Consider the following 24,838-nt stretch of genomic DNA (forward strand, 5'->3'; position numbering starts at 1 on the left):
CCGCCCCACGCGGTCCGCCCCGTCCCGTGCCGTGCGGGATCGGGTCCCGCGTTGCAGGATGGCCGCATGTTGTTTGTCCGGGTGGCGGAGGTGTCCAAGGGCGTGGCCGCGACGTCCGCGCGGTCACTGAAGATCGAACTTCTGGCCGAGCTGTTCCGGGCGGCGGAGCCAGACGACGTACCGCTGGTCATCCCCTATCTCGCCGGACGGCTGCCGCAGGGCCGCATCGGAGTGGGGTGGAACGCCCTGAAGGACCCCGTCGCCCCGGCGGCGGTGCCGACGCTCACCGTGGGGGACGTGGACTCCGCCCTCACCGCGCTCGCCGGGGTGGCGGGGCCGGGCGCGCAGGGCGAACGCAGGCGCCTCGCACAGGAGTTGCTCGGTGCGGCCACGGAGGTGGAACAGCGTTTCCTGCTGGGACTGCTGACCGGGGAGGTGCGTCAGGGCGCCCTGGACGCCGTGGCCGCGGAGGGGCTCGCGCGTGCCACCGGGGCGCAGGCCGCGCCGGTGCGGCGCGCGGTGATGCTGGCGGGGGCGCTCGCCCCGGTCGCGCGGGCGCTGCTCGCACGCGGGCCGGAGGCGCTCGACGAGTTCCGGCTGACGGTGGGCCGTCCCGTGCAGCCGATGCTGGCGCACAGCGCGCCGTCCGTGGGCGAGGGCATCGAGAAGCTGGGCCCGTGTGCCGTCGAGGAGAAGCTGGACGGCATCCGCGTCCAGGTGCACCGCGACGGATCCGACGTACGCGTCTACACCCGTACGCTCGACGACATCACCGCCCGGCTGCCGGAAGTGACGTCCGCCGTACAGGAGTTGGCGGGCGAGCACTTCATTCTGGACGGCGAGGTCATCGCGCTCGGGCCCGACGGGCGGCCGCGGTCCTTCCAGGACATCGCCGGGCGGGTGGGGTCCCGGCTCGACGTGGCCACGGCAGCCGCCGAGCTGCCGCTGTCCCCGGTCTTCTTCGACGCCTTGTCCGCCGACGGCGAGGACCTCCTCGACCTGCCCCTGCGGGAGCGGCACGTCCGCCTCACGCGCCTGGTGCCCGAACCCATGCGGGTCCGCCGCACGCTGGTGCCCGACCCCGCCGACGAGGAGGCGCGCGGGGCCGCCGACGCGTTCTTCGCCGAGACGCTGGCGCGCGGCCACGAAGGCGCGGTCCTGAAGGGGCTCGACGCCCCCTACAGCGCGGGCCGCCGGGGCGCTTCCTGGCTCAAGGTCAAGCCAGTGCACACCCTGGACCTGGTGGTCCTCGCGGCCGAGTGGGGGCACGGCAGGCGTACGGGGAAGCTGTCCAACCTGCACCTGGGGGCGCGGCGCGGCGACGGGACGTACACCATGCTCGGCAAGACCTTCAAGGGCATGACCGACGCGATGCTCACCTGGCAGACCGAGCGGCTGCGGGCGCTGGCCGTCGAGGAGGAGGGGCATGTGGTGCGGGTCCGCCCGGAGCTGGTAGTGGAGATCGCCTACGACGGGCTGCAGCGGTCCACACGCTACCCGGCGGGGGTGACGCTGCGGTTCGCACGGGTGGTGCGCTACCGGGAGGACAAGCCGCCGCAGGAGGCGGACACGGTGGAGACGGTGCTCGCACGGTACGACGAGTCGTAGCCGGGCGGCAGCGGGGTGCCGGGCACCGCCCCGTCAGCGGCGGCGGGGCCGCCACGCCGCGGACGCCACCACGAACAGACCGCCGCCCATGACGAGGAATCCCGAGATCGACAGCGGGTTCAGGTCCGGCTCCACATTGCGTACCTGCGCCTTGGTCAGCACGTCGGAGGTGTCGTCGGTGTGATACACGACCTCGATGGGGCGGCCTTCCTCGGCCTTCGGCAGCGGCGGCGAGGTCGGCAGTTCCGCGGTGACGGGGTCGCCTCCGGCCGAGGGCCGGAACCGCACGGTGAGGCGCGCGGTCCGGCCGTCGCCGTCGGTGGTGACGGCCACGACCGTGCCCCGGACGAAGACACCGTGCTCCTGGAGCCTGAGCACCCGCGAGTGCCCCACGTACCCGAACAGGGTGACGACGACCGAGCCGACGACGACGAGCAGCGCGCCGACCCAGAAACGCTTGACGCCCCGGCTCACCCCGGGGCGCGGGCGTGGCGCCCGCGTGGTCGTGTTGGACATGCCGTCAGCGTGCCCGGCCGCCGTGCCGGAAGGGTGACGCCGATGTCCGGGCTACGCCACAGTCGGCCGATCACGCGCGGCCGGCCGGGGCGCGGCGGACGAGTGATCTGCCGTCACTTCCGCGGCCCGGGCGGCGATACCTGTTCCGGCAGCGCGCCGGGCGTCCCGTGATGCGGCGCTGCGCACGAAGTCCCTGAAGAACCCGGTCAAGGACCTCCACCTCGTCGGCACCGTCGGTGGGTCGCCGACACCGCCGACCGCCTCCAGACCGGCCGCTTCACCACGACCGACGTCACCGGTACGACGACCATGGCAAGCGAGGTCGCCGACATCGCGGGGCCGCAGTAGGGCGTGTCCGACAGTCCCTAGTGCCTGGTGTCCGCGAGCAGCGGAGCGTAGTAGCCGCCGTCCCCCTCGGCGAACGCGCGGAGCATCGCCGTCGCCTGGGCGAGGTCGTTCTCGTCCGGGTCTTCGGCCGTCAGCTCGTTCTCCAGGACCCACATCTCCAGCATGACGGAGTGTCCGAGGAGCACGTCGGGGCCGCCCGCGCCGGGCAGTTCGGCCGTGGCGATGCGCCGGATCACCGCACGCAGCGGGGCACGGTCGTCGTCGCCCGGGCCGTAACCGATCTTCACGAGTTCGTTGAGGTCGACGGCGCTCGGGGCGACGACGGCGAACTCGAAGTCGAGCAGCGCGACGACCTGTCCGTCGTGCCACAGGGTGTTGGGGGCGCAGAAGTCGCCATGGTTCAGCACGCGTGGAGCCGCGGGCAGCGCGGCCCAGAAGCAGTCGAGCACCCGGGCAAGGCCCCTGGCCTCGGCGTCGTCGAGGCCGCCGGCCGCGACGACGCGGCTGAGCGCGGCCGTCGCGGCGGCGGCGTCCTCGGCGAAGAACGGGGAGCGGGAGCGGGCGTGCGGCGCGGCGGCCGCCGGGTCGACGCGGTGGACGTGCCGCACCCTTTCCCACATCTGCTCCACCGCGCGGGAGCGCGCGGCGCCGTCGAGCGAGGGCCAGACCTCTTCGAGGTTCTCGCCGGGCACCCGGCGCGTCAGGACCCACTCATGGCCGCCGCTGACGCCCGATTCGACGATCACCGGACAGCCGACCTCGGGGGGCAGCAGCCGCAGCAGGCGCTCCTCGCGCAGCAGGTCGGCAGGTTCGGGGCGGGGTGCGACGCGGACCACGAGGTCGTCGGTCAGCCAGGTGCGGTTGGTCCAGCCGTGACCGCGCCGCGCGTCCGCCACGTCGGCCCCGTACCGGCCGAGCACCTCCTCGGCCACGCGTCGCGCGCCTGCGATGACGGCGCACCCCCAAGGCACTCCCCCGGCGCCGCACCCCGTAGCGTCACCGCCCATCCGCAGACCACCAAGTATCGGCAAAATCGTGACCGATAGGGTGGCATGAGCACGAAATGACCCACCCGCACCGCCCGCACCAGGGGAGAGCTGTGTCCGTTTCACGTATGAGCCGAACGCCGCTGCCAGGCATCGGCATGCGCTACGACCTGACCACACGCGAGCAGCGGCGTCTTTCCGTCGTGGCGCACCGGGACGGCAGCAGGACGCTCAGCGCCTACCGCTCCGACGACCCGGACGCCTGCGCGCTCTCGGTGCGGCTCGGCTCCGGGGAGGCGGCCGCGCTCGTGGACGCGCTGCTGCCGACGCACCAGAGCCCCAATCTGCTGCACACCACCGATCTCGGCCTGGTCGCCGAGCGGATCGAGGTCGCGGCGACCTCGCACTGGAACGGCCGGGTGCTCGGTGACACCCAGTTGCGCACCGAGACCGGCGCGTCCGTCGTGGCGGTGCTGCGGCGGGCCGAGGCCATCCCCTCGCCGACCCCGGACTTCCGGCTCGCGGGCGGGGACACCCTCATCGTGATCGGCACCCGGGAAGGCGTCGAGAGCGCCGCCACGATACTCGGCCGGGAGTGAGCGCATGCACTCTGCCGTCCTGCTCATCGAGTTCGGCGCGATCATTCTCGCGCTCGGGCTCCTCGGCCGGTTCGCGGGCCGTTTCCAGTTCTCCCCGATCCCGCTGTACCTCCTCGCCGGACTGGCCTTCGGTACGGGCGGCCTGCTCCCGCTCGGCACCAGCGAGGACTTCGTCGCCATCGGCGCCGAGATCGGCGTCATCCTGCTGCTCCTGATGCTCGGCCTCGAATACACGGCGAGCGACCTCGTCAGCAACCTCAAGACCCAGTACCCGGCCGGGATCGTCGACTGCGCGCTCAACGCGCTGCCCGGCGCGGCCGCCGCCCTCCTCATGGGCTGGGGCCCGGTCGCCGCCGTCGTCCTCGCCGGCGTCACCTGGATCTCGTCCTCGGGCGTCATCGCCAAGGTCCTCGGGGACCTGGGGCGGCTCGGCAACAGGGAGACGCCCGTCATCCTGAGCATCCTCGTACTCGAAGACCTCGCCATGGCCGTCTATCTGCCCATCATCACCGCGCTCCTGGCGGGCGTGGGCCTGGCCGCGGGCAGTCTCACCCTCGCGATCGCGCTCGGCGCCGCGGGGCTCGTGCTGTTCGTCGCGGTGCGCTACGGCCGGGTCATCTCGCGGTTCGTGTCGAGCGACGACCCGGAGAAGCTGCTCCTGGTGGTCCTCGGCCTGACGATCCTGGTCGCGGGCATCGCGCAGCAGCTCCAGGTGTCCGCCGCCGTGGGGGCCTTCCTCGTCGGCATCGCGCTGTCCGGAGAGGTCGCCGAGGGCGCGCACAGCCTGCTCGCTCCCCTGCGGGACCTGTTCGCCGCCGTGTTCTTCGTCTTCTTCGGTCTGCACACCGACCCTGCGAGCATCCCGCCGGTGCTCCTTCCCGCGCTCGCCCTCGCCGTCCTCACCGCGTGCACGAAGATCGCCACCGGCTACTGGGCGGCGCGGCGTGCCGGTATCTCCGTCAAGGGCCGCTGGCGTGCCGGTGGCGCGCTCGTCGCCCGCGGCGAGTTCTCCATCGTGATCGCGGGCCTCGCGGTCCCGGCGGGCATCGAGCCGTCCCTCGGCCCGCTGGCCACGGCGTACGTCCTCATCCTGGTCGTGATCGGCCCCCTCACCGCCCGCTACGCGGAGCCGTTCGCGGCGCTGGCCGGGAGGGTGTCGGGACGCGGCAAGGCCGGGGATTCCGGTGCTCCCCCGCAGGACCCCGCCCCCGTACCGGAAGAGTCCGGCCAGGTCGCGAGGCATGGGCGGGACGCTTAGCGTGTGACGGGGGTGTCGCTCGAGGCGCGGGGGGTCTGGAGGTCACCATGGACCGTTCGCCCGGCCCCGACCCAGGCTCAGGCCCCGGCTCAGGGGGCCTTGGCTCAGGAGGCCCCGGCTCAGGAGGCCCCGGCCCGGAAGGCGTTCCGGGCGGGATACCGGAAGGCATACCGGAGGGCATACCGCAGCCGGTGTCACAGCCGCCCCCGCCCGCTACTGCCGCCCCACCCGCCACTGCCGCCCCGTCGGCCACCGCGGCCCCGCAGCACACCGGTGGCAAGCACGAGCACCGCTGGCTGATCCTCGCGGTCATCGCCATCGCCCAGCTCATGGTGGTCCTGGACGCGACGATCGTGAACATCGCACTGCCGTCCGCGCAGCGCGACCTCGGCTTCACCGACGGCAACCGGCAGTGGATCGTCACCGCCTACGCCCTCGCGTTCGGCAGTCTGCTGCTGCTCGGCGGGCGCGTCGCCGACCTGGTCGGCCGCAAGGGCGTGTTCCTGGCGGGCCTGGCCGGGTTCGCGGTGGCGTCCGCGGTGGGCGGCGCTGCCACCAGCTTCGGGATGCTGGTCGCCGCCCGCGCCCTGCAGGGCGTCTTCGGCGCGCTCCTCGCGCCCGCGGCCCTGTCCCTGCTCACCACGACGTTCACCGACCCGCGCGAACGCGCGAAGGCGTTCGGCATCTACGGCGCCGTCGCGGGCTCGGGCGCCGCGGTCGGGCTGCTGCTCGGCGGCGTCCTGACGGAGTACCTGGACTGGCGCTGGTGCCTGTACGTGAACCTCGCCTTCGCGGCGGCCGCGATGCTCGGCGGCGCCCGCCTGCTGCACCCGGGAGCCCCGGACGACCGGCCGAAACTCGACGTGCCGGGCACCGTCCTGGTGTCCGCCGGCCTCTTCTGCATCGTCTACGGCTTCTCCAACGCCGAGACCCACGCCTGGAGCGACCCGCTGACCTGGGGTTTCCTCGCCATCGGCGGGGTCCTTGTGACGGCGTTCGCCTGGTGGCAGACGCGGGCCGTCCATCCACTCCTGCCACTGCGTGTGGTGCTCGACCGGGACCGGGGCGCTTCGTTCCTCGCCATGTTCATCTCGGGTGCGGGCATGTTCGGCGTGTTCCTGTTCCTGACGTACTACATGCAGCAGATCCTCGACTACACGCCCATCAGCACCGGCCTCGCGTTCCTGCCCATGGTCGCGGTGATGGTCGTGGTGTCGGTCCTGACCACCAACGTCCTGGTGCCGAGGTTCGGCGCGAAGCCGATCGTGCCGCTGGGCATGGCCCTCTCGGCGGTGGGCATGGCGTGGCTGACGGCTCTTCAGACCACCAGCGGATACGGACTGCACGTCCTGCCGCCGCTGCTCGTCGCCGGTCTCGGCCTCGGTCTGATCTTCGCCCCCGCGATGAGCATGGCGACGGCGGGCGTCGCCGCGCACGACGCGGGCGTGGCGTCCGCGATGGTCAACACCAGTCAGCAGGTGGGTGGTTCGATCGGCACCGCGCTGCTCAACACCCTCGCCACGACCGCCGCGTCGAACTACCTCTCCGGCCGCAGACCGACCCCGCAGGCACAGGCGGAGGCCCAGATGCGGAGCTATGAGACGGCGTACTGGTGGTCGGCGCTATTCTTCGCCGTCGGCTTCGTCGTCACGGTCGTGCTCTACCGCAGGGGCCGCCCCGCCGACAGCCACATGAACGACGGCGCCGTCCACATGTAGGCGGGCGCGCGGGCGCCCCGGACGATCAGGTCAGGAGGGCGGTGGGCCCGGTGACGACGTCGCCCGGTGGCACCGACGGTGTGGCCCTGGCCTCCGCACGGGGGCGCTGGGTCCTGGCGAGCGCTGTCCTGGCGTCCGGCATGGCCCTGCTGGACGGCACCGTGGTCAACGTCGCCCTGCCCACCCTCGGCCGCGACCTGGACGCGTCCATCTCCTCGCTGCAGTGGGTGGTCAACGCCTACATGCTGACGCTGTCCGCGCTGCTCCTTCTCGGCGGGGCGCTCGGCGACCGCATCGGGCGCCGGCGCACGCTCGTCATCGGCGTCATCTGGTTCGCGCTCGCCTCCGCCCTGTGCGGCCTCGCACAGGACGTGGGCACCCTGATCGCGGCGCGGGCCCTGCAAGGCGTGGGCGGCGCCCTGCTCACACCCGGGTCCCTCGCCCTGGTGCGGGCGACGTTCACGGCGCGGGACCAGGCCAGGGCGGTGGGCGCGTGGTCGGGTCTCGGCGGCGTCGCGGGCGCCGTCGGCCCGTTCCTCGGCGGTTGGCTGATCGACGGGCCGGGCTGGCGGTGGATCTTCCTGATCAATGTGCCGCTCGCGGCCCTGGTCCTCGTGGCGGCGCGGCACGTGCCGGAGAGCCGTGCCACCGGGTCCGGGGCAGGGCAGCGGTTCGACGTGCCGGGCGCGGTGCTCGCCGCGCTGTTCCTCGCGGGCGTGAGCTTCGCGCTGATCGGCGCCTCCGGGGACGCGTCGGTCGTCACGACCGTGGTGCCGGGGCTCGTGGGACTCGCCGCGGGCGCGGTGTTCCTGCTCGTCGAGCACCGCCGCCGCAACCCGATGCTGCCCCTGGAGCTGTTCCGCTCCGGCCTGTTCTCGGCCTCGAACACCATGACGCTGTGTCTGTACGCGGCCATCGGCGGAATCCTGTTCATGCTGCCCGTGCAGATGCAGACCACGGTCGGCTACGACGCGCTCCAGGCCGGCACGGCCACCCTTCCCATCACCGTCCTGATGCTGCTGCTCTCCGCGCCCGCGGGCGACCTGGCACGCCGGATCGGCCCCCGCCTGCCGCTGTGCGCGGGCCCGCTGATCGCCGCCGCGGGTGTGCTTCTGATGCTGCGGATCGGCCCAGGGGCCTCGTACGCCGCCGACATCCTGCCCGCCGTCGTCGTCCTCGGACTCGGCATGAGCCTGTTCGTGGCGCCGCTCACGGCGACCGTCCTGGCGTCGGTGGACGCGGGCCGCGCCGGTCTCGCCAGTGGCGTCAACAACACGGCGGCCCGCATCGCGCAGCTCCTGGCGGTCGCCGCGCTGCCGCTCGCGGTGGGCCTCACCGGCACCGCGTACACCGACCCGGACGCCCTCGACAGCGCGTTCGGCAAGGCGGCCTGGGGCTGCGCGGCCCTGTTCGCCCTTGCGGCCTTCGCGGCCCTCGCCTTCGTCCGGCCGCGCCCCGACGACTGGCACGGCGACGAGGGCAACACCCCGCACTGCACAGCGAACATGGCGGTGACATCGCCGCCCCTCGAACCGGGGGAATGCGGCCGCCGAAGCTGACACGGCGGCGGCGCATTCTCCCAGAACCACCACGGTCGGCCCAACCACCGACCCCGACAACCCAGTTGGCGCAGCCTCCACTGCGGAAGCTTGAGCGGAAGGCCCTATCGTGTACGCCATGTCCGCTCCCGAGCTGATCCGCATCGTCTCCCGCTCATCGCCCATGGCCCTCGCCCAGGTGGAGCGCGTACGCACCGAACTCGCCGCCCGCCACCCCGGCATCCGCACCGAGGTACTGCCCGTGACCACCTCCGGGGACCGCTGGATGGGCGACCTGTCCGCGCTCGGCGGCAAGGGCGCCTTCACCAAGGAGGTGGACGCGGCGCTGCTCGCAGGGGAGGCCGACCTCGCGGTGCACTGCGTCAAGGACGTGCCGGCGGACCGGCCGCTGCCCGCGGGCACGACGTTCGCGGCGTTCCTGCGGCGCGACGACATCCGGGACGCGCTCATCGACCCCGCGGGCCGGACCCTCGACGAACTGCCCGCGGGCAGCCGCATCGGCACCTCGTCGGTGCGCCGCATCGCCCAGCTCGCCGCGTCCCACCCGCAACTGACCTGTGTGCCGATGCGCGGCAACGCGGGCCGCCGGCTCGCGAAGCTCGCCGGTGGCGAAGCGGACGCGCTGCTGCTCGCCGTGTCCGGCCTGGAGCGCATCGGTGCGACGGAGCACATCTCCGAGGTCCTCTCCGTCGAGACGATGTGTCCGCCCATCGGCGCCGGGATCCTCGCCCTGCAGTGCCGCGAGGACGACGCCACGACGATCGACGCCGTCAGTGGTCTCGGTGACAGGGACGCCTGGCGGGAGGCCACCGCCGAGCGGATGTTCCTGCACGTCCTCCAGGGGCACTGCAACTCCCCGATCGCGGGGTACGCCCGCTGCGAGCCCAGCGGTGATCTGTCGCTGCGCGCGAAGGTGTTCACGCCCGACGGCAAGACGGTGCTCAACGCCCACGAATGGGCCGGTCCCCTCGACCCGGCGACCCTCGGCACGTCCGTGGCCGTGACCCTGCTGCGGCAGGGGGCACGGGAGCTGATCGACTCGATCGCCCACTGAGACTCGATCACCCACTGAGACTCGATCACCCACTGAGCGCGGGCCTGCGGCCTCCCGACCCAGGCCCCGGCGTGGGGGAAAACCCCCGGTCCAGTGGGAGGAAAGCCGCGTTACGGCGGTGCCCGCCTCGGACCTAGCATGATCGTCATGACACCGCCAGGTACACGGGACGCCCCCCGGGCCACCCCTCAGAACGGCCACCCGGCCACGCCGCGAGCACGCGCCACCGCGTTCCTGCGCGCACCGCTGTCCCGGCGTGCCTGGACGGAGACGGCGTACTGTCTCCTCGCGCTGCCGCTCGGCCTGACGGGCGGTGTCCTGCTGACCGTACTCCTCGCCCTCGGCGCGGGCCTGACGGTCTCGCTGGTGGGCGCCGTGATCGGGGTGTTCGTTCTGCTCGGGTGCCTGGGGCTCGCGCGAGGGCTCGGCGCGCTGCACCGGGGGCTCGCGTCGGGGCTGCTCGGCGAGCGTCTGCCGCGCCCGGTGCCGCCGCGGCCGGGCTCCGGCGTGGTGGGGCGCCTCGACGCCCGGTTGCGGGACGGCGCCGGGTGGCGGGCCGTCGCGTACGTCCTGGTGAAACTGCCGGTGAGCGCCCTTGGCCTGTACGCGGTGCTGTGGTGGGTGACCGGTCTGGTCAACCTCACGGCGCCGCTGCGGTGGGGCGCCTTCGGCCAGGGCACCTCGGGCGACGTGGGCGGCATGCCCGTCCTCACCCCCGTCCCGGTCGGCGGCCTCGAAGTGCGCGGCTTCGCCGGTACGTTCGCCGCGCTCGCCCTCGGCCTCGCGCTGCTGCTGCTCGCGCCCTGGCCGACCCGGCTCGTCGTGGAGGCCGACCGGTGGCTCCTGCGCGCCCTGCTCGGGCCCGGACGCCTCGCCGAGCGGGTACGGGACCTGGAGACGACGCGTGCGCTCGCCGTCGACGACTCCGTCGCCCTGCTGCGGAGCGTGGAGCGCGATCTGCACGACGGCGCGCAGGTGCGGCTCGTCGCGGTGGCCATGACCCTGGACATGATCAGAGAACACCTCGGCGACCCACCCCCCGAACCCGCCGCCCCGCCCCCACACCCGCCCCTTGACCTGGTCCGCCTGCGGCACCTCGTCGACACCGCCCACCACAACGCCACCGAAGCCCTCACCGAACTGCGCGACCTGGCCCGTGGCATCCACCCGCCCGCCCTCGACGAGGGGCTGCCCGACGCGCTCGCGACCCTCGCCGCACGTGGCGCGCTGCCCGTGGAGCTGAGCACGGACATCCCGCGCCGCCCGACCCCCGCCATCGAGACCATCGCCTACTTCTGCGCGGCCGAACTGCTCACGAACGTCATCAAGCACAGCGGTGCGGCCAGGGCGGCGATCACCGTCGCGGAGGGCGCCGACGGTGTGCTGCGGCTGCGGGTGAGCGACGACGGGCGCGGCGGCGCCCGGATGGGCGCGGGCAGTGGTCTCCCCGGTCTGGCGCAGCGGGTGCGCACGGTCGACGGGCGGCTGCTCGTGGACAGTCCGCGGGGCGGCCCGACGACGGTCGTCGTCGAGCTGCCGCTGCACGCGTGAGAGCATGCCGCCATGCGTGTCGTGATCGCCGAGGACGCCGCCGTCCTGCGGGAGTTGCTGGGCCAGATGCTGATGGAGCGTGGCCACGAGGTGTGCGCCTGTGTGGGCGACGGGGACGCGCTGCGTGCCGCGGTCGCCGAGCACCGCCCCGACGTCACGGTCGTCGACATCCGCATGCCCCCGACACACACCGACGAGGGCCTGCGCGCCGCCATCGACATCCGCCGTGAGCACCCCGGCACGGGAGTGCTCCTGTTCTCCCAGTACGTCGAGACGAAGTACGCCACGCGGCTGCTCGCGGAGGGCTCGGCGGGCGTGGGCTACCTGCTCAAGGACCGGGTCGCGAACGTCGCGGAGTTCACCGACGCCCTGGCCCGGGTCGCCGGCGGCGGCACCGCCCTCGACCCCGAGGTCGTCACCCAGCTCGCCGGGGCGAGCAGCCGTACGGCCGGGCTCGCGCCGCTGACCGCCCGCGAGCGGCAGGTCCTCTCCCTGATGGCGGAGGGCCGTTCGAACGCCGCGATCGCACAGACGCTCGTGGTCTCCGCGGGCACGGTCGAGAAGCATGTGGCCGCGGTCTTCGACAAACTGGGCCTGCCCGTGTCGCAGGACGCGAACCGACGGGTCCTCGCGGTCATCCGCTACCTGCGCTCCTGATACGTACACCGCTCCCGCGCCGGTCGAGGAGCGCAGCGGCCGCCGGGTCGTTGCGCCCCGCAAGGACTGTGGCATATGCCAGAAGCACCACCGCATCGGGTGTTGCCAAATCCCTTACGGGCATGGACGTGCTGTGCCAGAGTCGTTACCGGTCGAAGAGTTGTTACTGAAGTCAGTACCGCGCCCGGCCCGCATGTCACCCACGGCAGTCTCGTAGGTGAAGTACGCAGGTCGGCGCGTGCCCCACCGCTACCGGTCGAGAAGCCATGACCGGCGTTCCCCACAGCCAGCCCGGTCGCACCGGATCGTCAACGGAGCACCCCATGCCGTCCCATGTGTTCGCGGACCGCCCCGACCGGCCGCACGAGCACGGCGCGGTCGACGCGCTGATCTCGCAGACGCGCCGGTTGCGCGGCGAGGTCGACGCCGTGCGCCGTGAGACCGCGGCCGACCACGGCGACCCCGCGGGCCGCTGGCAGCGGGCACTGTGCGACCTGGCCGTCCACCAGCTCAACGATCTGCACGGACACCTGGCCCAGCTCCGGGAAGGACCGCCGCACCCCGTCCCGCAGGCCGACCCGCCCGCGCTCCCGGAGCCGCCGCGCGGCTCCCTGCTCAGCAGGGTCGGCAGCGCCGAGTGGAATCTCCTCAACGACGAGGCCAACTGGTCCTGCGAGCTCTACCGGATCCTCGGCAGGGACCCGTCGGCGCCGCCGCTCTCCCTCGACGAACTCCCCTCCCTGGTGCACGCCGACGACCAGCCGATGCTGACGGCGATGGTCACGGACTGCCTGGTCGACGGCAAGCCGATCGACGGCGAGTTCCGCATCGTCCGCGGCGACGGCGGCGTACGCCAGGTGCACATGATGGGCGAACCCGTGCTCGCCGCCGATGGCTCCACCGCCTCCATGTGGGCGGTACTGCGGGACGTCAGCGAACTGCGCCGAAGCCAGCGAACGGTGCGCGAGACCCGTGACTCGCTGCAGCGCCAGCGGCACATCGCGCAGACCGAGCACCGGCTCGCGGTCGAACTGCAGGAGGCCGTGCTGCCGCCGTGGCGCGGCTCCCTGCGGTTCCCGCGCGGCGGCTCCGGAAGCCTTGACCTGGCCGCCCACTACCTCCCTTCCTCCTCCCCCGCGCTGATCGGCGGCGACTGGTACGACGCCCTCGAACTGACCGACGGTCGTACGCTCCTGAGCGTCGGTGACCTCACAGGCCACGGCGTCACCGTCACCTCGGGCATGGCGATGCTGCTCGGCGCCCTGCGCGGCATGGCCGTCACCGGAACGAGCCCCGGTCGGCTCATGGGCTGTCTGAACCAATTGCTCGACGCCTCCGCCCAGCCCGCGCTCGGCAGCGCCGTGTGCTGCCTGTACGACGCCGACGACCACACCCTCACCTGGGCACAGGCGGGACACCCCGCCCCGCTGCTGTTCCGCGGCGGAACGGGGCGCGCGCTCACACCACCCGACGGCGTGCTCCTCGGCGCGACGTCCGGTGCCGACTACGGGCAGGCCGAGGAGCAGTTGCACCCCGGCGACCTGCTGTTCCTTTACACCGATGGCCTGGTGCCGCGGCGTTCCCGAGAGGCCGCGACCAGACGACTGCTCGCCCTGGCGCCGCACTTCACCGAGGCGCGGACGGCACAGGAGTGTGTGCGCGTCGCCATGGAGGAATTCGGCGTGGCCCTGCGCGAGGACGACGCGTGCCTCCTGGTGGCCAGGGTCGACGCCTGAGCCTCGTATCCACCCGGGCTATGCCTGGGCCCACTTGCCTCCCCCCGGCCGGCCCGTCCTCGGCAGGGCGTGCTTGATCTCCTCGCGCAGGTCCTCGATCTTCTGATAGCCCGCGTACTGGGTGGTCAGCCGGTACATCTCACGCAGCCGGTCCCAGGTGCGGTGTGATGAGTTGGAGCCCATGGACACCAGTGCGAGGCGCGCGTACCGGTCCGCCTGCTCCGGCTCGTCGGCGATGAAGCAGGCCGACGCCAGGGAGATGTAGTCGAAGATCGTCGAACGGTCGCGGCCCTTGGCGCGCAGTGCGATGGCCTCCTTGGCGTGCCGCTGGGCCTGCCGGGCCGCGGGCGCCTCGTGCTCGGCGAGGGTGCGGTAGGCCAGGGCCTGCATGCCGTGCAGGTCCGCCTCGTCGAACATCTGCATCCAGCTCGGCGGCGGCACGTCGCCCTTGTCCGACACGAAGAGGTCCTCGGCGATGCCGAGCGTGCGGCGCATGGCCTGGCCGCGACCCATCGACGCCTGTGCCCAGGCCTCGATGGTGTACAGCATGGCCTGCGTGCGCGGCAGCGCCTCTTCGCCGCCGCCGGACTTGGCCAGCTTCATCAGGTCCAGGGCGTCGTCCGGCTTGCCGAGGTGCACCATCTGGCGCGCGGCCCGGGACAGGGCCTCCCCGGCGCGGGGCCGGTCGCCGCCCTCGCGGGCCGCGTGCGCGGCGATGACGAAGTACTTCTGCGCGGTGGGTTCGAGGCCGACGTCGTGGGACATCCAGCCGGCGAGTACCGCGAGGTTGGCGGCGACGCCCCACAGGCGCCGGTGCAGATGGTCGGGGTGACGGTAGGAGAGCATGCCCCCCACCTCGTTCAACTGGCCCACGACGGCCTTGCGCTGCAGGCCGCCGCCGCGGGACGCGTCCCAGGCGCGGAAGACCTCGACCGAGCGCTCCAGCTCCTCGATCTCCTGGGACCCGATCGGGGCGGCCTCGTAGCGGTCGAATCCGGCGGGGTCGGCGTGCAGGGGGTCGTGGACGCGGGGGGCGTCGGCGTTCAGGGTCGGATCGGTGTGCAGCCAGTCGTGCATGGCGCCGGTGAGTGCGGAACCGGCGGTGAGCGCGACACCCGCGCCCACCAAGCCGCGTCGGTTGAGCATGAGGTCCATTCCCGTGAATTCGGTGAGGACCGCGGCGGTTCGCTCGGGCGCCCACGGCACGCCGTCCGGGTGCTCCACGCTCCCGTCGCCGCGCTGTTTGCCTACGCGCCCGTGCCGGACCAGACCGAGGTCCTCGATGGTCACGACACGGCCGAGACGCTCGGTGAACAGAACAGCAAGGACCCTGGGCACCGGATCGCGCGGGATCTCTCCCACGTCGATCCAGCGCCGCACCCGCGAGGTGTCGGTGGCGAGCTGCGGATGACCCATCGCGGCCGCCTGCCGATTCACCAGTCTGGCGAGTTCACCCTTGGACCAGCCCGCCAGGCCGAAGAGATCCGACAGGCGGGTGTTGGGTTGTCCGTTCACGTCAAGCCCCCAGGTTCTCGGCTGAGTTGACAGTAGCCCGCTGTCAGTTGCTGAGCGACTATTCGCCAGGGTTCGCCAGGGTGCGCCACATGGTGTGCCAGGGGCTGACGGGTGTCAGGTAGGAATGCGCCACCCCGACCCGGTCGCCGCAAGGCATTCCCCAGGGTGCACCCAGAGCGACCGGGGCGGGAGGGCGCCGCAACTCGCCGGCACACGAAGGGACCTGTATCGCCCATGTACGCAGCATCGTCCTCCGTGTCCGCCCCGCCCCGGCCGCTGCGACCGCACCCTCCGGCCCGCGGCTCCGCCCGCGCCGCGGAGGCTCCCCTTTCCGGAGGCGGCCCCTATCTGGCTCCGGCGCGTCCCGCGGCCGCTCCGCTCGGTGCCGGCCGGACGCGCCTGGTACCGGCGTCCGGGCCGCTCAGCGGGAGACTCGACTTGTCAGGGCCACAGGGCGCCCAGTTGCGCACCGCGATCGCCTCCGTACACCGCATCTGTCCGGAGTTCCAGCCGGTGCAGGTGCTGCGGCGCAGCGGGCGCACCGTCCTCATGGTCGGCACGGCGGGCCGCGCCACCGCCGTGGCCAAGTGCCTGCTCGACCACTCGCCCCTGTGGGCCGAGCGGATCAGGCACGAAATAGCTGCATACCGCTCGTTCGTCAGGCACCGTCCGCCCGTGCGCGCGCCGCGTCTCATCGCGACCGACCCGGACGACTGCACGCTGGTGATCGAGCGGGTTCCCGGCCGGGTGGCCGCGCTGCAGCGGCACCCCGTGGAGGCCCCGCCCCGGGCGGACATCCGGGCGGCGGTGGATGCCGTGCGGCGGCTCAACGCATGGCGTCCGCCGCAGGAGATGTTCGGCAGGCCGCTGGACTACGGCCGGCGGATCGCCCGTTTCCACGAGCTGGGGCTGCTCACGGACAGGGACATGGGTGATCTGCAGAAGCTGCTGCACGGCATGGCGCACGCCCACCCGTCGGGTCCGCAGTTGACCTGGCAGTTCTCGCACGGTGACGCGTTGCTGTCGAATGTGCTCCTGTCACCGGCGGGTCCTGTTCTCGTCGACTGGGAGCACGCGGGCTGGTACCTGCCGGGCTACGACCTGGCGACACTGTGGTCCGTGCTCGGCGACGCTCCCCTGGCGCGCCGCGACATCAGCCAGCTCGCCCAGGCGCCGGGCCCCGCGGCGCGCGACGCCTTCCTGGTCAACCTGATGCTGGTGCTCACGCATGAGATCAGGCTGTGCGAGATGGCCGTACAGCGTTCGCTGCACGAACCGGCACCGGGTGGTGCCGCCCTTGCCGGTGCCGCACCGTCCGGCGAGGAACAACGGCTGCTGCTGCGGCGGCTGCACGACGACTGTCAGATGGCCCGCCGGGCCGTACGGGCAGCGGTCGGCACTCGCTGACGGAGCCACGACGAGGACCCGCGACGCGCAAGGACAGGGACGCGCCGCGGGTCCTTCCTTCCGTGCGCGGGGGGGGCGGCGCCCTCTGTCAGGTCACACGGGCAGCGTGAGCCGGTCGAGCGTCTCGGTGAACCCCTGCCACGCCGTCCCGGTGTCCTCGGAACGGTCGTGCTCATCGCGGAACCACTCCAGGAACTCGGCGATGTCCAGCAGGCTCCACCGCAGTCGGTACAGCGCGAGGGCCGCCGCGTCCGGCGTCCGGCCGGTGAGTTCGGTGTAGCGCGCCAGTTCCGCGGGCTCCGCGGAGAGCAGGGAGAGGTCGCGCTCGGGCAGGGCGAGGCCCACCGTGTCCCAGTCGACGAGGCGGTATCCGTCCTCGCCCAGGATGAGGTTGCCCGGGTGCGGTTCGCCGTGTGTGACGACGAGGGGTGCCCCACGGCCCCGTACCTCCTCGGTCAGCGCGTCGAACTCGGCGCAGCGGGTGCGTACCGTCGCTGCGTGCTCGGCAAGGAGTTGCCGAGCGGGCTCGGCGCACGGGCCGCCCGACCAGGTGCCGCCGAGGTCGTCGAGGGCCGCACGGATGCGGCCGAGCCCGGGGGGCTCAAGGGCCGTCGCAGGGGTGCTCTCCGGCGGTGTCCGGCCGTGCAGCTTGGCCAGGAGTCCCAGGACCTGGTCGCGCTCGGCGTCCGTGAGGCGCTGCCCGAACCGGCCGGGGCGACCGGGTATGTGAGGGAAGAGCGCGAGGGCGTACCGTGCGTCCAGGGCGACGAGTGAGCTGCCGTCCTTCGTGGACACGGGCGCGACGACGAACCGCAGTCCGTCGTGCTCGCGCAGGGTTCGCGCGGTGTCCATGGCCCGCCGCAGACCGTCGAGCGCGGCCGTGGCCCCTTGTCCGCAGTGCTCCTTGTGGTCGAGGTCGGACACCGTGGCGAACCACGGCCTGCCGTCCTCGTCGGTGAGCTGCCAGTGGTGGTCCCCGAAGCCGACCGGGGCATAGGAGACACGCGAAGGGGATACGCCGAACTCTCCGGCGGCGTCCCAGAGGCGGGCTTCATCGAAGTCTTCGGGGCGTTTCCGCACCGTCCCACGCTAACAACTGCCGTGCACGGCACGGAGGTTGGGGCGCCGTTCGGGCCCGCGGGGGCCACCGTCGCCGGGGACCCCCGGAAGAGCGGCTCCGGTTCAGCGGCTTGACCCAGCCCTTGATTTGCGGAAGGGCGCCACCTCTGTTCAAGAGAGTTCCTCGGCGGTCTGTGAACGCGCGGCGCTCTCCCACAAGTCGACGCTGTGGTGGTCGACGAGTCCGCGGATACGGGAGAGGACGTCCACCGCCGATCGCGGCTCCAGGCGGCGCCCGTCGCGCAGGCGCAGGGCGATGTCGTCGACGGCGGCCTCCTTGGCTCCGATCACGGCCTGGTAGGGGACGAGCCGGTGCTCCCGGATCCGGGCGCCCAGGCTGCCCCGCTCAGGCCCTGCGACCTCGGCGCGCAGACCGAGGTCGGCGCATTTCCCGGCGAGTGCTTCGGCGTTCGCCACCTGGTCGGAGGAGATCGGCAGGAGTACCAGTTGGGTGGGGGCGAGCCAGGGCGGGAAGGCACCGCCGTGCTGTTCGACGAGGTGGGCGACGGCACGCTCCACGCTGCCGATGACGCTGCGGTGGACCATGACCGGGCGGTGCTTGGCGCCGTCCGCGCCGATGTAGTGCAGGTCGAACTGCTCGGGCTGGTGGAAGTCGACCTGGACGGTGGACAGGGTGGACTCGCGGCCCGCGCTGTCGGTGACCTGGACGTCGATCTTCGGCCCATAGAAGGCGGCCTCACCCTCGACCGCTTCGTACGGCAGCCCGGAGCGGTCGAGGACGTCGGCCAGGAGGGCGGTGGCCCGGCGCCACAGCTCGGGCGCGGCGACGTACTTGCCGCCCGCGCCGGGAAGGGAGAGCCGGTAACGGGAGGGGGAGATGCCAAGGGCCCGGTACGCGCGGCGGATCATCTCCAGCGCGCCGTACGCCTCCTGCGCGACCTGGTCGAGGGTGCAGAAGATGTGCGCGTCGTTGAGCTGGATGGCCCGTACCCGGGTCAGTCCGCCGAGGACGCCCGACAGTTCCGAGCGGTACATGCCGCCCAGCTCCGCCATCCGCAGGGGCAGCTCCCGGTAACTGTGGGAGCGGGAGCGGTAGATGAGCGCGTGGTGCGGGCACAGGCTCGGCCGCAGCACCACCTGCTCACCGCCCACGTCCATCGGCGGGAACATGTCGTCGCTGTAGTGCGACCAGTGCCCGGAGATCTCGTACAGCTCACGCTTGCCGAGTACCGGTGAGTACACGTGCCGGTATCCCCCGCTTCGCTCGGCGGCCCGGATGTACTCCTCCAGGGCGTGCCGTACGGTCGCCCCGTCGGGCAGCCAGTACGGCAGTCCCGCGCCGATCAGCGGGTCGGTGTCGAACAGGTCGAGCTCACGGCCGAGCCTGCGGTGGTCGTACGCGGTGGACATCGCGGTCTCCTCACTGGTGACGGAGCGGGTGTCCGGGGCACACGAAGGTGAGTCCTCCCCGCCGCCCCCCCGGACTCCCAGGCGTGCACCTCCGTTTCGGCGTACGCGTGCGGGGCTCGTCGAAGGCGCAACGGTGGTGACAGAAGTACTCCATGACCGCAGACCCTTTCCCACCCCGGGGCGCGTCTCAACCGACTCGTCGAGCGGCTCGGTCCGCTCAGTCCAGCGAGAGCGCCGTGGGGTGGGCGGCGGGCGCGTCGACCGGTGCGAACTGGGGGTCGAGCGTGATCGACATGTACTGCGTGCCCTTGTACATGGGCGCGGCGCTGACCCGTCCCAGTTGCGGATCGATCCACACGACCTTGCCGTTGTGGTTGACGCCGCAGACGGCGTGCACGAGCCCCGTCTCCTCGCGCTGGAAGACCACGACACTCGACGCGCCGTGCCCCGCGTTCTTCAGACGGCTCGCCACGACCGGCCAGACGCTCTCGACCCGCTCGCCCTCGGCCGCCTCTCTGATCGAGGTCCGCCACTGGGTCCGCAGCATATTGGCCGTCCGGTCGTTACCGCCCTGTTCGACGTCCCTGGGCCCCGTGTTGTGCACCCCGGCGGCCACGGTGGGGTTGCCGGACCAGGAGGCCAGGAAGCTGCGGGCCGCGTCACCGCAGTTGCGGCGGTACGCGCCCCCTGCCTCGTCCCGCTGCGGGTTGATCGATTTCACCCAGTCCGCGGCCCTTCCCGAGCTGGCCATCGCGCCCTTGGGGTCGATCTTGTTGAGTCGCTGCGTGAGCTGGCCCACCAGGGCGTAGCCCGTCGCGGTCGGGTCGGGAAACTGCTGGAAGCCCCCGTCCCTGGTCTTGGGGAAGACTCTCTCCAGGTGCTCCTGGTCCTCCTGCCGGGGCGGCTTCAGCCCGCCGGGGCCGAACTCCCGCGTGTCGTTGGACAGCACGTTGGAGGGCCCGCCGCCGGCCCGCTGCACGGGCGCCCTGTGTCCCCGGTGCGCACCGCGGGCCTGGCGCTGTGCGACCAGGGCGAGGTTGGCGGCGGTGTTTCCGGCGGACCCCTGGATGGCCCTCATGTCGGCGGGGCCGAGCTGGCCGCCGCGGGCTGCCGCGGCCGCCTCGTTCGTGCCTGGTGCGGCGGTCCGGGGCTCCTGGGTCGACCGAGTTGCCGGCAGGCGGGCAGGGGGCTTGGCCCGGTCGTCCCGCTCACTTGTGTGCACGTCGGCACTCCCTTTCTGCTCGCCCTCGCCCTGCCCCCCCCGTAGCCAGGTGTAACAGGGAACGCGCGGCGGCGGGGAGGGCCGTAAGGGCAGTGTTGCCGACGCTCACGTCTGCCCGGGGCGGCACGGAGGGCGCCCCTTCGAGCAGGACGGCGGGCGCCCCGGAGAAGGCCCGGGCCCGGACGACGATAGCCTCGTCGATGATCCACGGACGAAGGAGAGAGGAGAAGGGTGATGCGGCACTTCACGGTCCACCACGACGGCGTCACGATCCCGGTGACGCGCGGCGGCCGGGGTCGTCCCCTGGTCCTGTGCCCGGGGCTCTGCTCCACCCGGGCCGATCTGCACGAGCTGATCGAACTCCTGCGCCGCGACCACGAGGTGGTGACCTTCGACCTCCGGGGCCACGGACTCGCGTCCGCCGCGGACCGGTACTCCTTCGACGCGTTCCGCGGCGACCTCGCCGCCGTCCTCGCGGATCCGGGCCGCCTCGGCCTGTCCGCGGCGCCCGTGCTCGTGGGCTACTCGCTGGGTGCGGACCTGGTCGTGCACCATGCCTCCGAGCATCCCGACGCCGTCGCCGGGGTCGTGCTCGTCGACGGGGCGAATCCGGTGCCCGAACCGTTCATCACCGAGGCCGACCTGCCGGAGTTCCGCGCGATGTGGGAGGAGCAGGTGGCGCGGCAACAAGAGGCGGAGCTGCACGAGGGCGGCAAGGGCGCCGCGCACCGGGTGCTGCTCGGCGCACAGGACATCCTCGACCTGAACCTCGAACTCGATGTGATCAGGACCGAACACACCCTCGCCCGGTACGAGAAGATCCACTGCCCCGTCAGCATGATCATGTCGACCTCCATGGCGGGATCCGACGGCGAGGAGCGCACGGCGCGGTACAACCAGCTCTGGCGGTCCGGCATCGAGCGCCTGGTCCGTGCCCGGCCGGAGACCGCCACGACCTGGCTCGACGCCGACCACCGGCTGCCCTTCACACACGCCCCGGAGATCGCCCGGGTCATCCGGGACTTCCGGAGCGCGGGCAACTGGGGTGCTGGGCCACGTTCTTGACGGGACGTCAGCCCGTCCTCACAGATCAGCGGCGACGATTCTTCTCGATGTTGCGCTCGGCGAGCGCCGTGGTCGTGCCGAACGGGGTCGACGCTCGTGTTCCTCGCGTCACCGTCGGCCGTCCCCGCTCCGTGCGGCGGCCGATCCGCTCGCGCGGTATCCAAACAGTCACAGTCGCACACGGATGTTGGTGAGCCGCTTCGCCGCCCACTACGGTTCGTGACGGGTTCGACAGTGAGCCCGCTTCCCCTCTCCTCGCGCCGCATCGGTTCGAGGAGCGGGGTCGCTCACGCGGAGCGTCAGGACGCCGGTCGGCCGCTGCCGCTCGGGGCGCGGCTCAGATCGACGACACAGAAAATGTTGCCGTCCGGGTCGGCGAGGACGACGAAGTCGGGGTCGGGCGGGTAGAGGTCCCAGTCGACGGCCTGCGCGCCGAGCTCGATGAGACGCTCGACCTCCGCCTGCTGTTCCTGCGTCGTGTCCACGAAGAGGTCCAGGTGGACCCGGGGCCGCGGCTCGGGCGGCGAATCACTGCGCATGAGCCCGAGCGCCCGACCCGAGCCGTCGGCGTGATGCAATGTGCACCACGTCTCGCTGCGCCACTCCTCCGCGGCCACCAGCTCCAGAGCCGAGGTCCAGAAGGCCACCGCCCGGTCCATGTCCGTGACGCCGATGACGGGAATCCCGAGTCGCACCATGCGGCCGAGTCTAGGCGGCTCATCGGCGCCCTCGTTCGTTCCGGTCACCCCGCCCCCCAGTCGACTGATCGACTGATCACCCTTGCCGGGTCCTCCCCTCTCTGAATATCTTGATGTCAAGATATTCAGAGAGGGGAGCGACCGTGCTTCAGGGAACACTCCATTACGAGTTCGGCGGGCTGCACCACGTACAGCTAGCGATCCCTCCGGGTGCCGAAGAGCTCTGCCGGGAGTTCTGGGGGGACATACTCGGCATGACGGAGCTCGAGAAGCCGCCGGTGCTCGCGGCGCGTGGCGGCTGCTGGTTCCGAGGTGGCGGCCTTGAGGTCCATCTCGGGGTCGAGAAGGACTTCCGCCCCAGCGGGAAAGCACATCCGGGCATCCTCGTGACCTCGCTGCGGGCGCTCGCCGCACGGCTTGAGGAGCATGGGGTCGACGTCACGTGGGACGACGCCTTCCCTGGGTACGACCGCTTCTACGCCTTCGACAAGCTGGGCAACCGGCTCGAGTTCCTCGAACCGGTACGTGAGCACTGACGTCGGCCGCCGGCGTCGTCCATTGGTCCACGCCACTGACGCGCCGCAGGCGATGGCGCCGTCCGTGGCGAAAACACGCCAGACCCGCGCTGACATGGGAAATCTCTTCTTCTGGGCATGATTGACGGATCGTCGGCCAGCCGGTACCACTGACGCACGCCCGGCCCCGCACGCCCCGTCACGCTTCATCGGCCCAGAAGTCCCAGGAGGCTGTCTTGCGAGGATCCGTCACCGCCACCGCCCCGTCCACACGCAGACGCTCCGTCAGGACGGCGGGGGTGCTCGCGTCCGCGGCGCTGCTTGTGCCGCTGCTCGGAGCGGCCCCGTCGGCGTCATCGGCGGCCGCGCCCGGGGCCACCACCGCGAACGCCACGTCCGGCGGGCTGCAGCGCGCCTTCGCCGCGGCCGCCGCCGAGTACGGAGTGCCGCAGAGCGTGCTGCTCGGCGTCTCCTATCTGCAGTCGCGCTGGGACGCGCACGGCGGCGCCCCGAGCGTCACCGGCGGCTACGGCCCGATGCACCTGACCGACGCCCGTACCGCACTCGCCACCGTGCCGCACCACAGCCACGGCAAGGAGGACCCGCGCGGGGACAGCTCGCGGCCCCCGCTGCTACCGAAGGAGAAGGCACCCACGGAGGCGCAGCTCCCGGCCCGGCTGAAGACACTGAAGCGCGCCGCGCAGCTCAGCGGCCAGCCCGCCCACCGGCTCCGGGAGGACTCCGCCGCCAACGTCCGCGGCGGGGCGGCCCTGCTCGCCGCCACCCAGAAGCACCTGGGCAAGCCCCTCAGCGACGACCCGGCCGACTGGTACGGGGCGATCGCACGCTTCTCCGGCGCCGACGACCGGGCGAGTGCGGCCTCGTACGCCAACGAGGTGTTCGCCGTGATCCGCGACGGCCAGCGCCGCACGACCGACGCCGGTCAGCACCTCACCCTCGCCGCGAGGCCCGGACTCGCCCCTGACCCGGCGCAGTTGCGCCACCTGGGCCTGCGCAGGGCCCCGGCGGCCGGGACGGACTGCCCGCAGACGCTTGCGTGCGAGTGGATCCCCGCACCGTACGAGGAGTTCGGCGACAAGGACTACGGCAACCACGACAAGGCCGACCGCCCGAAGAGCCAGGGCATCAAGTACATCGTCGTGCACGACACGGAGGGCTCCTGGGAGGGCGTGCTCAAGCTCGTCCAGGACCCGACGTACGTGTCGTGGCACTACACGCTGCGCTCCTCCGACGGCCACGTCGCCCAGCACGTGAGGACGAAGGACGTCGCCTGGCACGCCGGCAACTGGTACGTCAACGCCAAGTCGATCGGCCTGGAGCACGAGGGCTTCCTGACGGCGCCCGACACCTGGTACACGGAGGCGATGTACCGCTCGTCGGCCCGCCTGGTCAAGTACCTCGCCAAGCGCTACGACATCCCCCTCGACCGCCAGCACATCCTCGGCCACGACACCGTTCCCGGCACCACCGCGGCCACCATCCGGGGCATGCACACCGACCCCGGCCCGTACTGGGACTGGCAGCACTACTTCACGCTGCTCGGCAAGCCCTTCCACCGCACGTCGGGCCCCGCGGGCGGCCTGGTGACGGTCGCCCCGAAGTTCAGCGCGAACAAGCCGGTGTTCACGGGCTGCGCCAAGCCGGGCGAGACCTGCACACCGCACGGTTCGAGCGCGGTACGCGTGTACACCGAGCCCCGCGAGGACGCCCCGCTGATCAAGGACATCGGGCTGCGGCCCGGCGGTGAGCCCTCGACGATCGACGTGAACGACATGGGCTCGCGCCTCTCTACGGGCCAGCAGTACGCCGTCGCCGAGCGCAAGGGCGACTGGACGGCCGTCTGGTACCTCGGGCAGAAGGCCTGGTTCAAGAACCCGAAGAAGCAGCCCACGGCCGTCGACGCCCGCGGACTCGTCGTGACGCCCAAGGACGGCGCCGCCGACGTACCGGTGTACGGCCGCGCCTACCCGGAGAAGGAGGCCTATCCGGCCGGTGTCCCGGTCCAGGCGATCTCGCCGCTGCCCTACAAGCTCCTCGCGGGCCAGAAGTACGCCGTCGGCGACAAGCTCCCGGGCGAGTACTTCTACTCGCCGACGTTCGACCTCGCCCCGCACCGCGTCGTGCGCGGCAAGGACGTGTACTACGAGATCCAGTTCGGCCACCGGGTGGCGTTCGTGCGCGCCGCCGACGTACGGGTGGTGCCGTCCGGATCGTGAGCGTGCGGGCTCCGCGGGCCGGACGGCGGCCCGCGGAGCCCGCGACCCCCGTACAGCGGTAACCCTCTGACCTGGGACTGTGCGCTCAGACGCACACAG

20 protein-coding genes are annotated in these 24,838 nt (G+C 72.3%); 13 read left to right on the forward strand and 7 right to left on the reverse strand.

Translation table 11 applies throughout. The annotated features are described in order from the left end of the window. Positions 1–66 precede the first annotated feature (66 nt). Complete coding sequence (locus IG78_RS0101035; RefSeq protein WP_030558984.1) at positions 67–1,608, forward strand: ATP-dependent DNA ligase; 1,542 nt, start codon at positions 67–69, stop codon at positions 1,606–1,608. Positions 1,609–1,641: 33 nt separating this feature from the next. Here the strand turns inward: IG78_RS0101035 and IG78_RS0101040 are convergent, their stop codons facing one another. Then, entirely contained in the window at positions 1,642–2,124 is a 483-nt protein-coding gene (locus IG78_RS0101040) for a DUF3592 domain-containing protein (RefSeq protein WP_157855732.1), read from the reverse strand. A 365-nt stretch (positions 2,125–2,489) separates the two neighbouring features. Beyond that, complete coding sequence (locus tag IG78_RS0101045) at positions 2,490–3,404, reverse strand: phosphotransferase family protein (protein WP_225881894.1); 915 nt, start codon at positions 3,402–3,404, stop codon at positions 2,490–2,492. 182 nt (positions 3,405–3,586) lie between these two features. Here IG78_RS0101045 and IG78_RS0101050 point away from each other — a divergent pair, with 182 nt between their 5' ends. The 8 genes from IG78_RS0101050 to IG78_RS0101085 all read left to right on the forward strand — a co-directional run bounded on the left by IG78_RS0101050 (position 3,587) and on the right by IG78_RS0101085 (position 13,590). Beyond that, the gene (locus tag IG78_RS0101050) at positions 3,587–4,057 is read left to right on the forward strand and encodes a cation:proton antiporter regulatory subunit (RefSeq protein WP_030558988.1); all 471 of its coding nucleotides are present in this window, start codon (positions 3,587–3,589) and stop codon (positions 4,055–4,057) included. A 4-nt stretch (positions 4,058–4,061) separates the two neighbouring features. Next, positions 4,062–5,315 (forward strand): cation:proton antiporter, encoded by a 1,254-nt coding sequence (locus IG78_RS0101055; protein WP_037684679.1) that lies wholly within the window; start codon positions 4,062–4,064, stop codon positions 5,313–5,315. 191 nt (positions 5,316–5,506) lie between these two features. Then, the gene (locus IG78_RS0101060) at positions 5,507–7,033 is read left to right on the forward strand and encodes an MFS transporter (protein WP_404827635.1); all 1,527 of its coding nucleotides are present in this window, start codon (positions 5,507–5,509) and stop codon (positions 7,031–7,033) included. A 50-nt stretch (positions 7,034–7,083) separates the two neighbouring features. After that, on the forward strand, positions 7,084–8,592 hold the full coding sequence (locus IG78_RS0101065) for an MFS transporter (RefSeq protein ID WP_030558992.1): 1,509 nt from the start codon (positions 7,084–7,086) through the stop codon (positions 8,590–8,592). A 118-nt stretch (positions 8,593–8,710) separates the two neighbouring features. Continuing rightward, positions 8,711–9,646, forward strand: coding sequence for a hydroxymethylbilane synthase (gene hemC / locus IG78_RS0101070; RefSeq protein WP_030558994.1), 936 nt, complete (start codon positions 8,711–8,713; stop codon positions 9,644–9,646). 147 nt (positions 9,647–9,793) lie between these two features. Further along, positions 9,794–11,197: a sensor histidine kinase gene (locus IG78_RS0101075; RefSeq protein WP_078964705.1), complete on the forward strand. Its 1,404-nt coding sequence runs from the start codon at positions 9,794–9,796 to the stop codon at positions 11,195–11,197. A 12-nt stretch (positions 11,198–11,209) separates the two neighbouring features. After that, positions 11,210–11,854, forward strand: coding sequence for a response regulator transcription factor (locus IG78_RS0101080; protein WP_030558996.1), 645 nt, complete (start codon positions 11,210–11,212; stop codon positions 11,852–11,854). A 323-nt stretch (positions 11,855–12,177) separates the two neighbouring features. Continuing rightward, positions 12,178–13,590 (forward strand): PP2C family protein-serine/threonine phosphatase, encoded by a 1,413-nt coding sequence (locus IG78_RS0101085; protein WP_030558998.1) that lies wholly within the window; start codon positions 12,178–12,180, stop codon positions 13,588–13,590. Between the two features lie 18 nt (positions 13,591–13,608). Here IG78_RS0101085 and IG78_RS0101090 read toward each other — a convergent pair whose 3' ends face one another. Then, entirely contained in the window at positions 13,609–15,105 is a 1,497-nt protein-coding gene (locus tag IG78_RS0101090; RefSeq protein ID WP_030558999.1) for a DNA-binding protein NsdB, read from the reverse strand. A 234-nt stretch (positions 15,106–15,339) separates the two neighbouring features. Here IG78_RS0101090 and IG78_RS0101095 point away from each other — a divergent pair, with 234 nt between their 5' ends. Further along, positions 15,340–16,512, forward strand: a complete 1,173-nt coding sequence (locus IG78_RS0101095; RefSeq protein ID WP_030559000.1) for an aminoglycoside phosphotransferase family protein — start codon at positions 15,340–15,342, stop codon at positions 16,510–16,512. Positions 16,513–16,605: 93 nt separating this feature from the next. On the opposite strand, the gene IG78_RS0101100 is transcribed toward IG78_RS0101095, so the two are convergent. The 3 genes from IG78_RS0101100 to IG78_RS0101110 form a co-directional block, all read right to left on the reverse strand. Then, the gene (locus IG78_RS0101100) at positions 16,606–17,592 is read right to left on the reverse strand and encodes a phosphotransferase (protein WP_030559002.1); all 987 of its coding nucleotides are present in this window, start codon (positions 17,590–17,592) and stop codon (positions 16,606–16,608) included. Between the two features lie 150 nt (positions 17,593–17,742). Continuing rightward, positions 17,743–19,002 carry a threonine--tRNA ligase gene (gene thrS / locus IG78_RS0101105; RefSeq protein ID WP_030559003.1) on the reverse strand — a complete coding sequence of 420 codons (1,260 nt, stop codon included), beginning with the start codon at positions 19,000–19,002 and terminating at the stop codon, positions 17,743–17,745. A 217-nt stretch (positions 19,003–19,219) separates the two neighbouring features. Continuing rightward, positions 19,220–20,224, reverse strand: a complete 1,005-nt coding sequence (locus IG78_RS0101110) for a toxin glutamine deamidase domain-containing protein (RefSeq protein WP_030559005.1) — start codon at positions 20,222–20,224, stop codon at positions 19,220–19,222. A 234-nt stretch (positions 20,225–20,458) separates the two neighbouring features. On the opposite strand from IG78_RS0101110, the gene IG78_RS0101115 reads away from it, so the two are divergent. Further along, entirely contained in the window at positions 20,459–21,289 is an 831-nt protein-coding gene (locus tag IG78_RS0101115; RefSeq protein WP_037684681.1) for an alpha/beta fold hydrolase, read from the forward strand. Between the two features lie 299 nt (positions 21,290–21,588). Here the strand turns inward: IG78_RS0101115 and IG78_RS0101120 are convergent, their stop codons facing one another. Continuing rightward, a complete protein-coding gene (locus IG78_RS0101120) occupies positions 21,589–21,987 on the reverse strand; it encodes a VOC family protein (RefSeq protein ID WP_030559008.1) in 399 nt (132 codons plus the stop codon). Between the two features lie 143 nt (positions 21,988–22,130). On the opposite strand from IG78_RS0101120, the gene IG78_RS0101125 reads away from it, so the two are divergent. Both IG78_RS0101125 and IG78_RS0101130 read left to right on the forward strand, forming a co-directional pair. Continuing rightward, positions 22,131–22,523: a VOC family protein gene (locus tag IG78_RS0101125; protein ID WP_030559010.1), complete on the forward strand. Its 393-nt coding sequence runs from the start codon at positions 22,131–22,133 to the stop codon at positions 22,521–22,523. 215 nt (positions 22,524–22,738) lie between these two features. Beyond that, the gene (locus IG78_RS0101130; protein WP_030559011.1) at positions 22,739–24,739 is read left to right on the forward strand and encodes an N-acetylmuramoyl-L-alanine amidase; all 2,001 of its coding nucleotides are present in this window, start codon (positions 22,739–22,741) and stop codon (positions 24,737–24,739) included. Positions 24,740–24,838 lie beyond the last annotated feature (99 nt).

Source organism: Streptomyces aureocirculatus (assembly GCF_000720475.1).
GTDB lineage: Bacteria > Actinomycetota > Actinomycetes > Streptomycetales > Streptomycetaceae > Streptomyces > Streptomyces aureocirculatus.

Coding starts and splice junctions, on each gene's coding strand:
- IG78_RS0101080 (WP_030558996.1), top strand. CDS start 11,210: ATGCGTGTCGTGATCGCCGAGGACGCCGCCGTCCTGCGGGAGTTGCTG.
- IG78_RS0101115 (WP_037684681.1), top strand. CDS start 20,459: ATGCGGCACTTCACGGTCCACCACGACGGCGTCACGATCCCGGTGACG.
- IG78_RS0101040 (WP_157855732.1), bottom strand. CDS start 2,124: ATGTCCAACACGACCACGCGGGCGCCACGCCCGCGCCCCGGGGTGAGC.
- IG78_RS0101035 (WP_030558984.1), top strand. CDS start 67: ATGTTGTTTGTCCGGGTGGCGGAGGTGTCCAAGGGCGTGGCCGCGACG.
- IG78_RS0101085 (WP_030558998.1), top strand. CDS start 12,178: ATGCCGTCCCATGTGTTCGCGGACCGCCCCGACCGGCCGCACGAGCAC.
- IG78_RS0101120 (WP_030559008.1), bottom strand. CDS start 21,987: ATGGTGCGACTCGGGATTCCCGTCATCGGCGTCACGGACATGGACCGG.
- IG78_RS0101055 (WP_037684679.1), top strand. CDS start 4,062: ATGCACTCTGCCGTCCTGCTCATCGAGTTCGGCGCGATCATTCTCGCG.
- IG78_RS0101050 (WP_030558988.1), top strand. CDS start 3,587: ATGAGCCGAACGCCGCTGCCAGGCATCGGCATGCGCTACGACCTGACC.
- IG78_RS0101075 (WP_078964705.1), top strand. CDS start 9,794: ATGACACCGCCAGGTACACGGGACGCCCCCCGGGCCACCCCTCAGAAC.
- IG78_RS0101095 (WP_030559000.1), top strand. CDS start 15,340: ATGTACGCAGCATCGTCCTCCGTGTCCGCCCCGCCCCGGCCGCTGCGA.
- hemC (WP_030558994.1), top strand. CDS start 8,711: ATGTCCGCTCCCGAGCTGATCCGCATCGTCTCCCGCTCATCGCCCATG.
- thrS (WP_030559003.1), bottom strand. CDS start 19,002: ATGTCCACCGCGTACGACCACCGCAGGCTCGGCCGTGAGCTCGACCTG.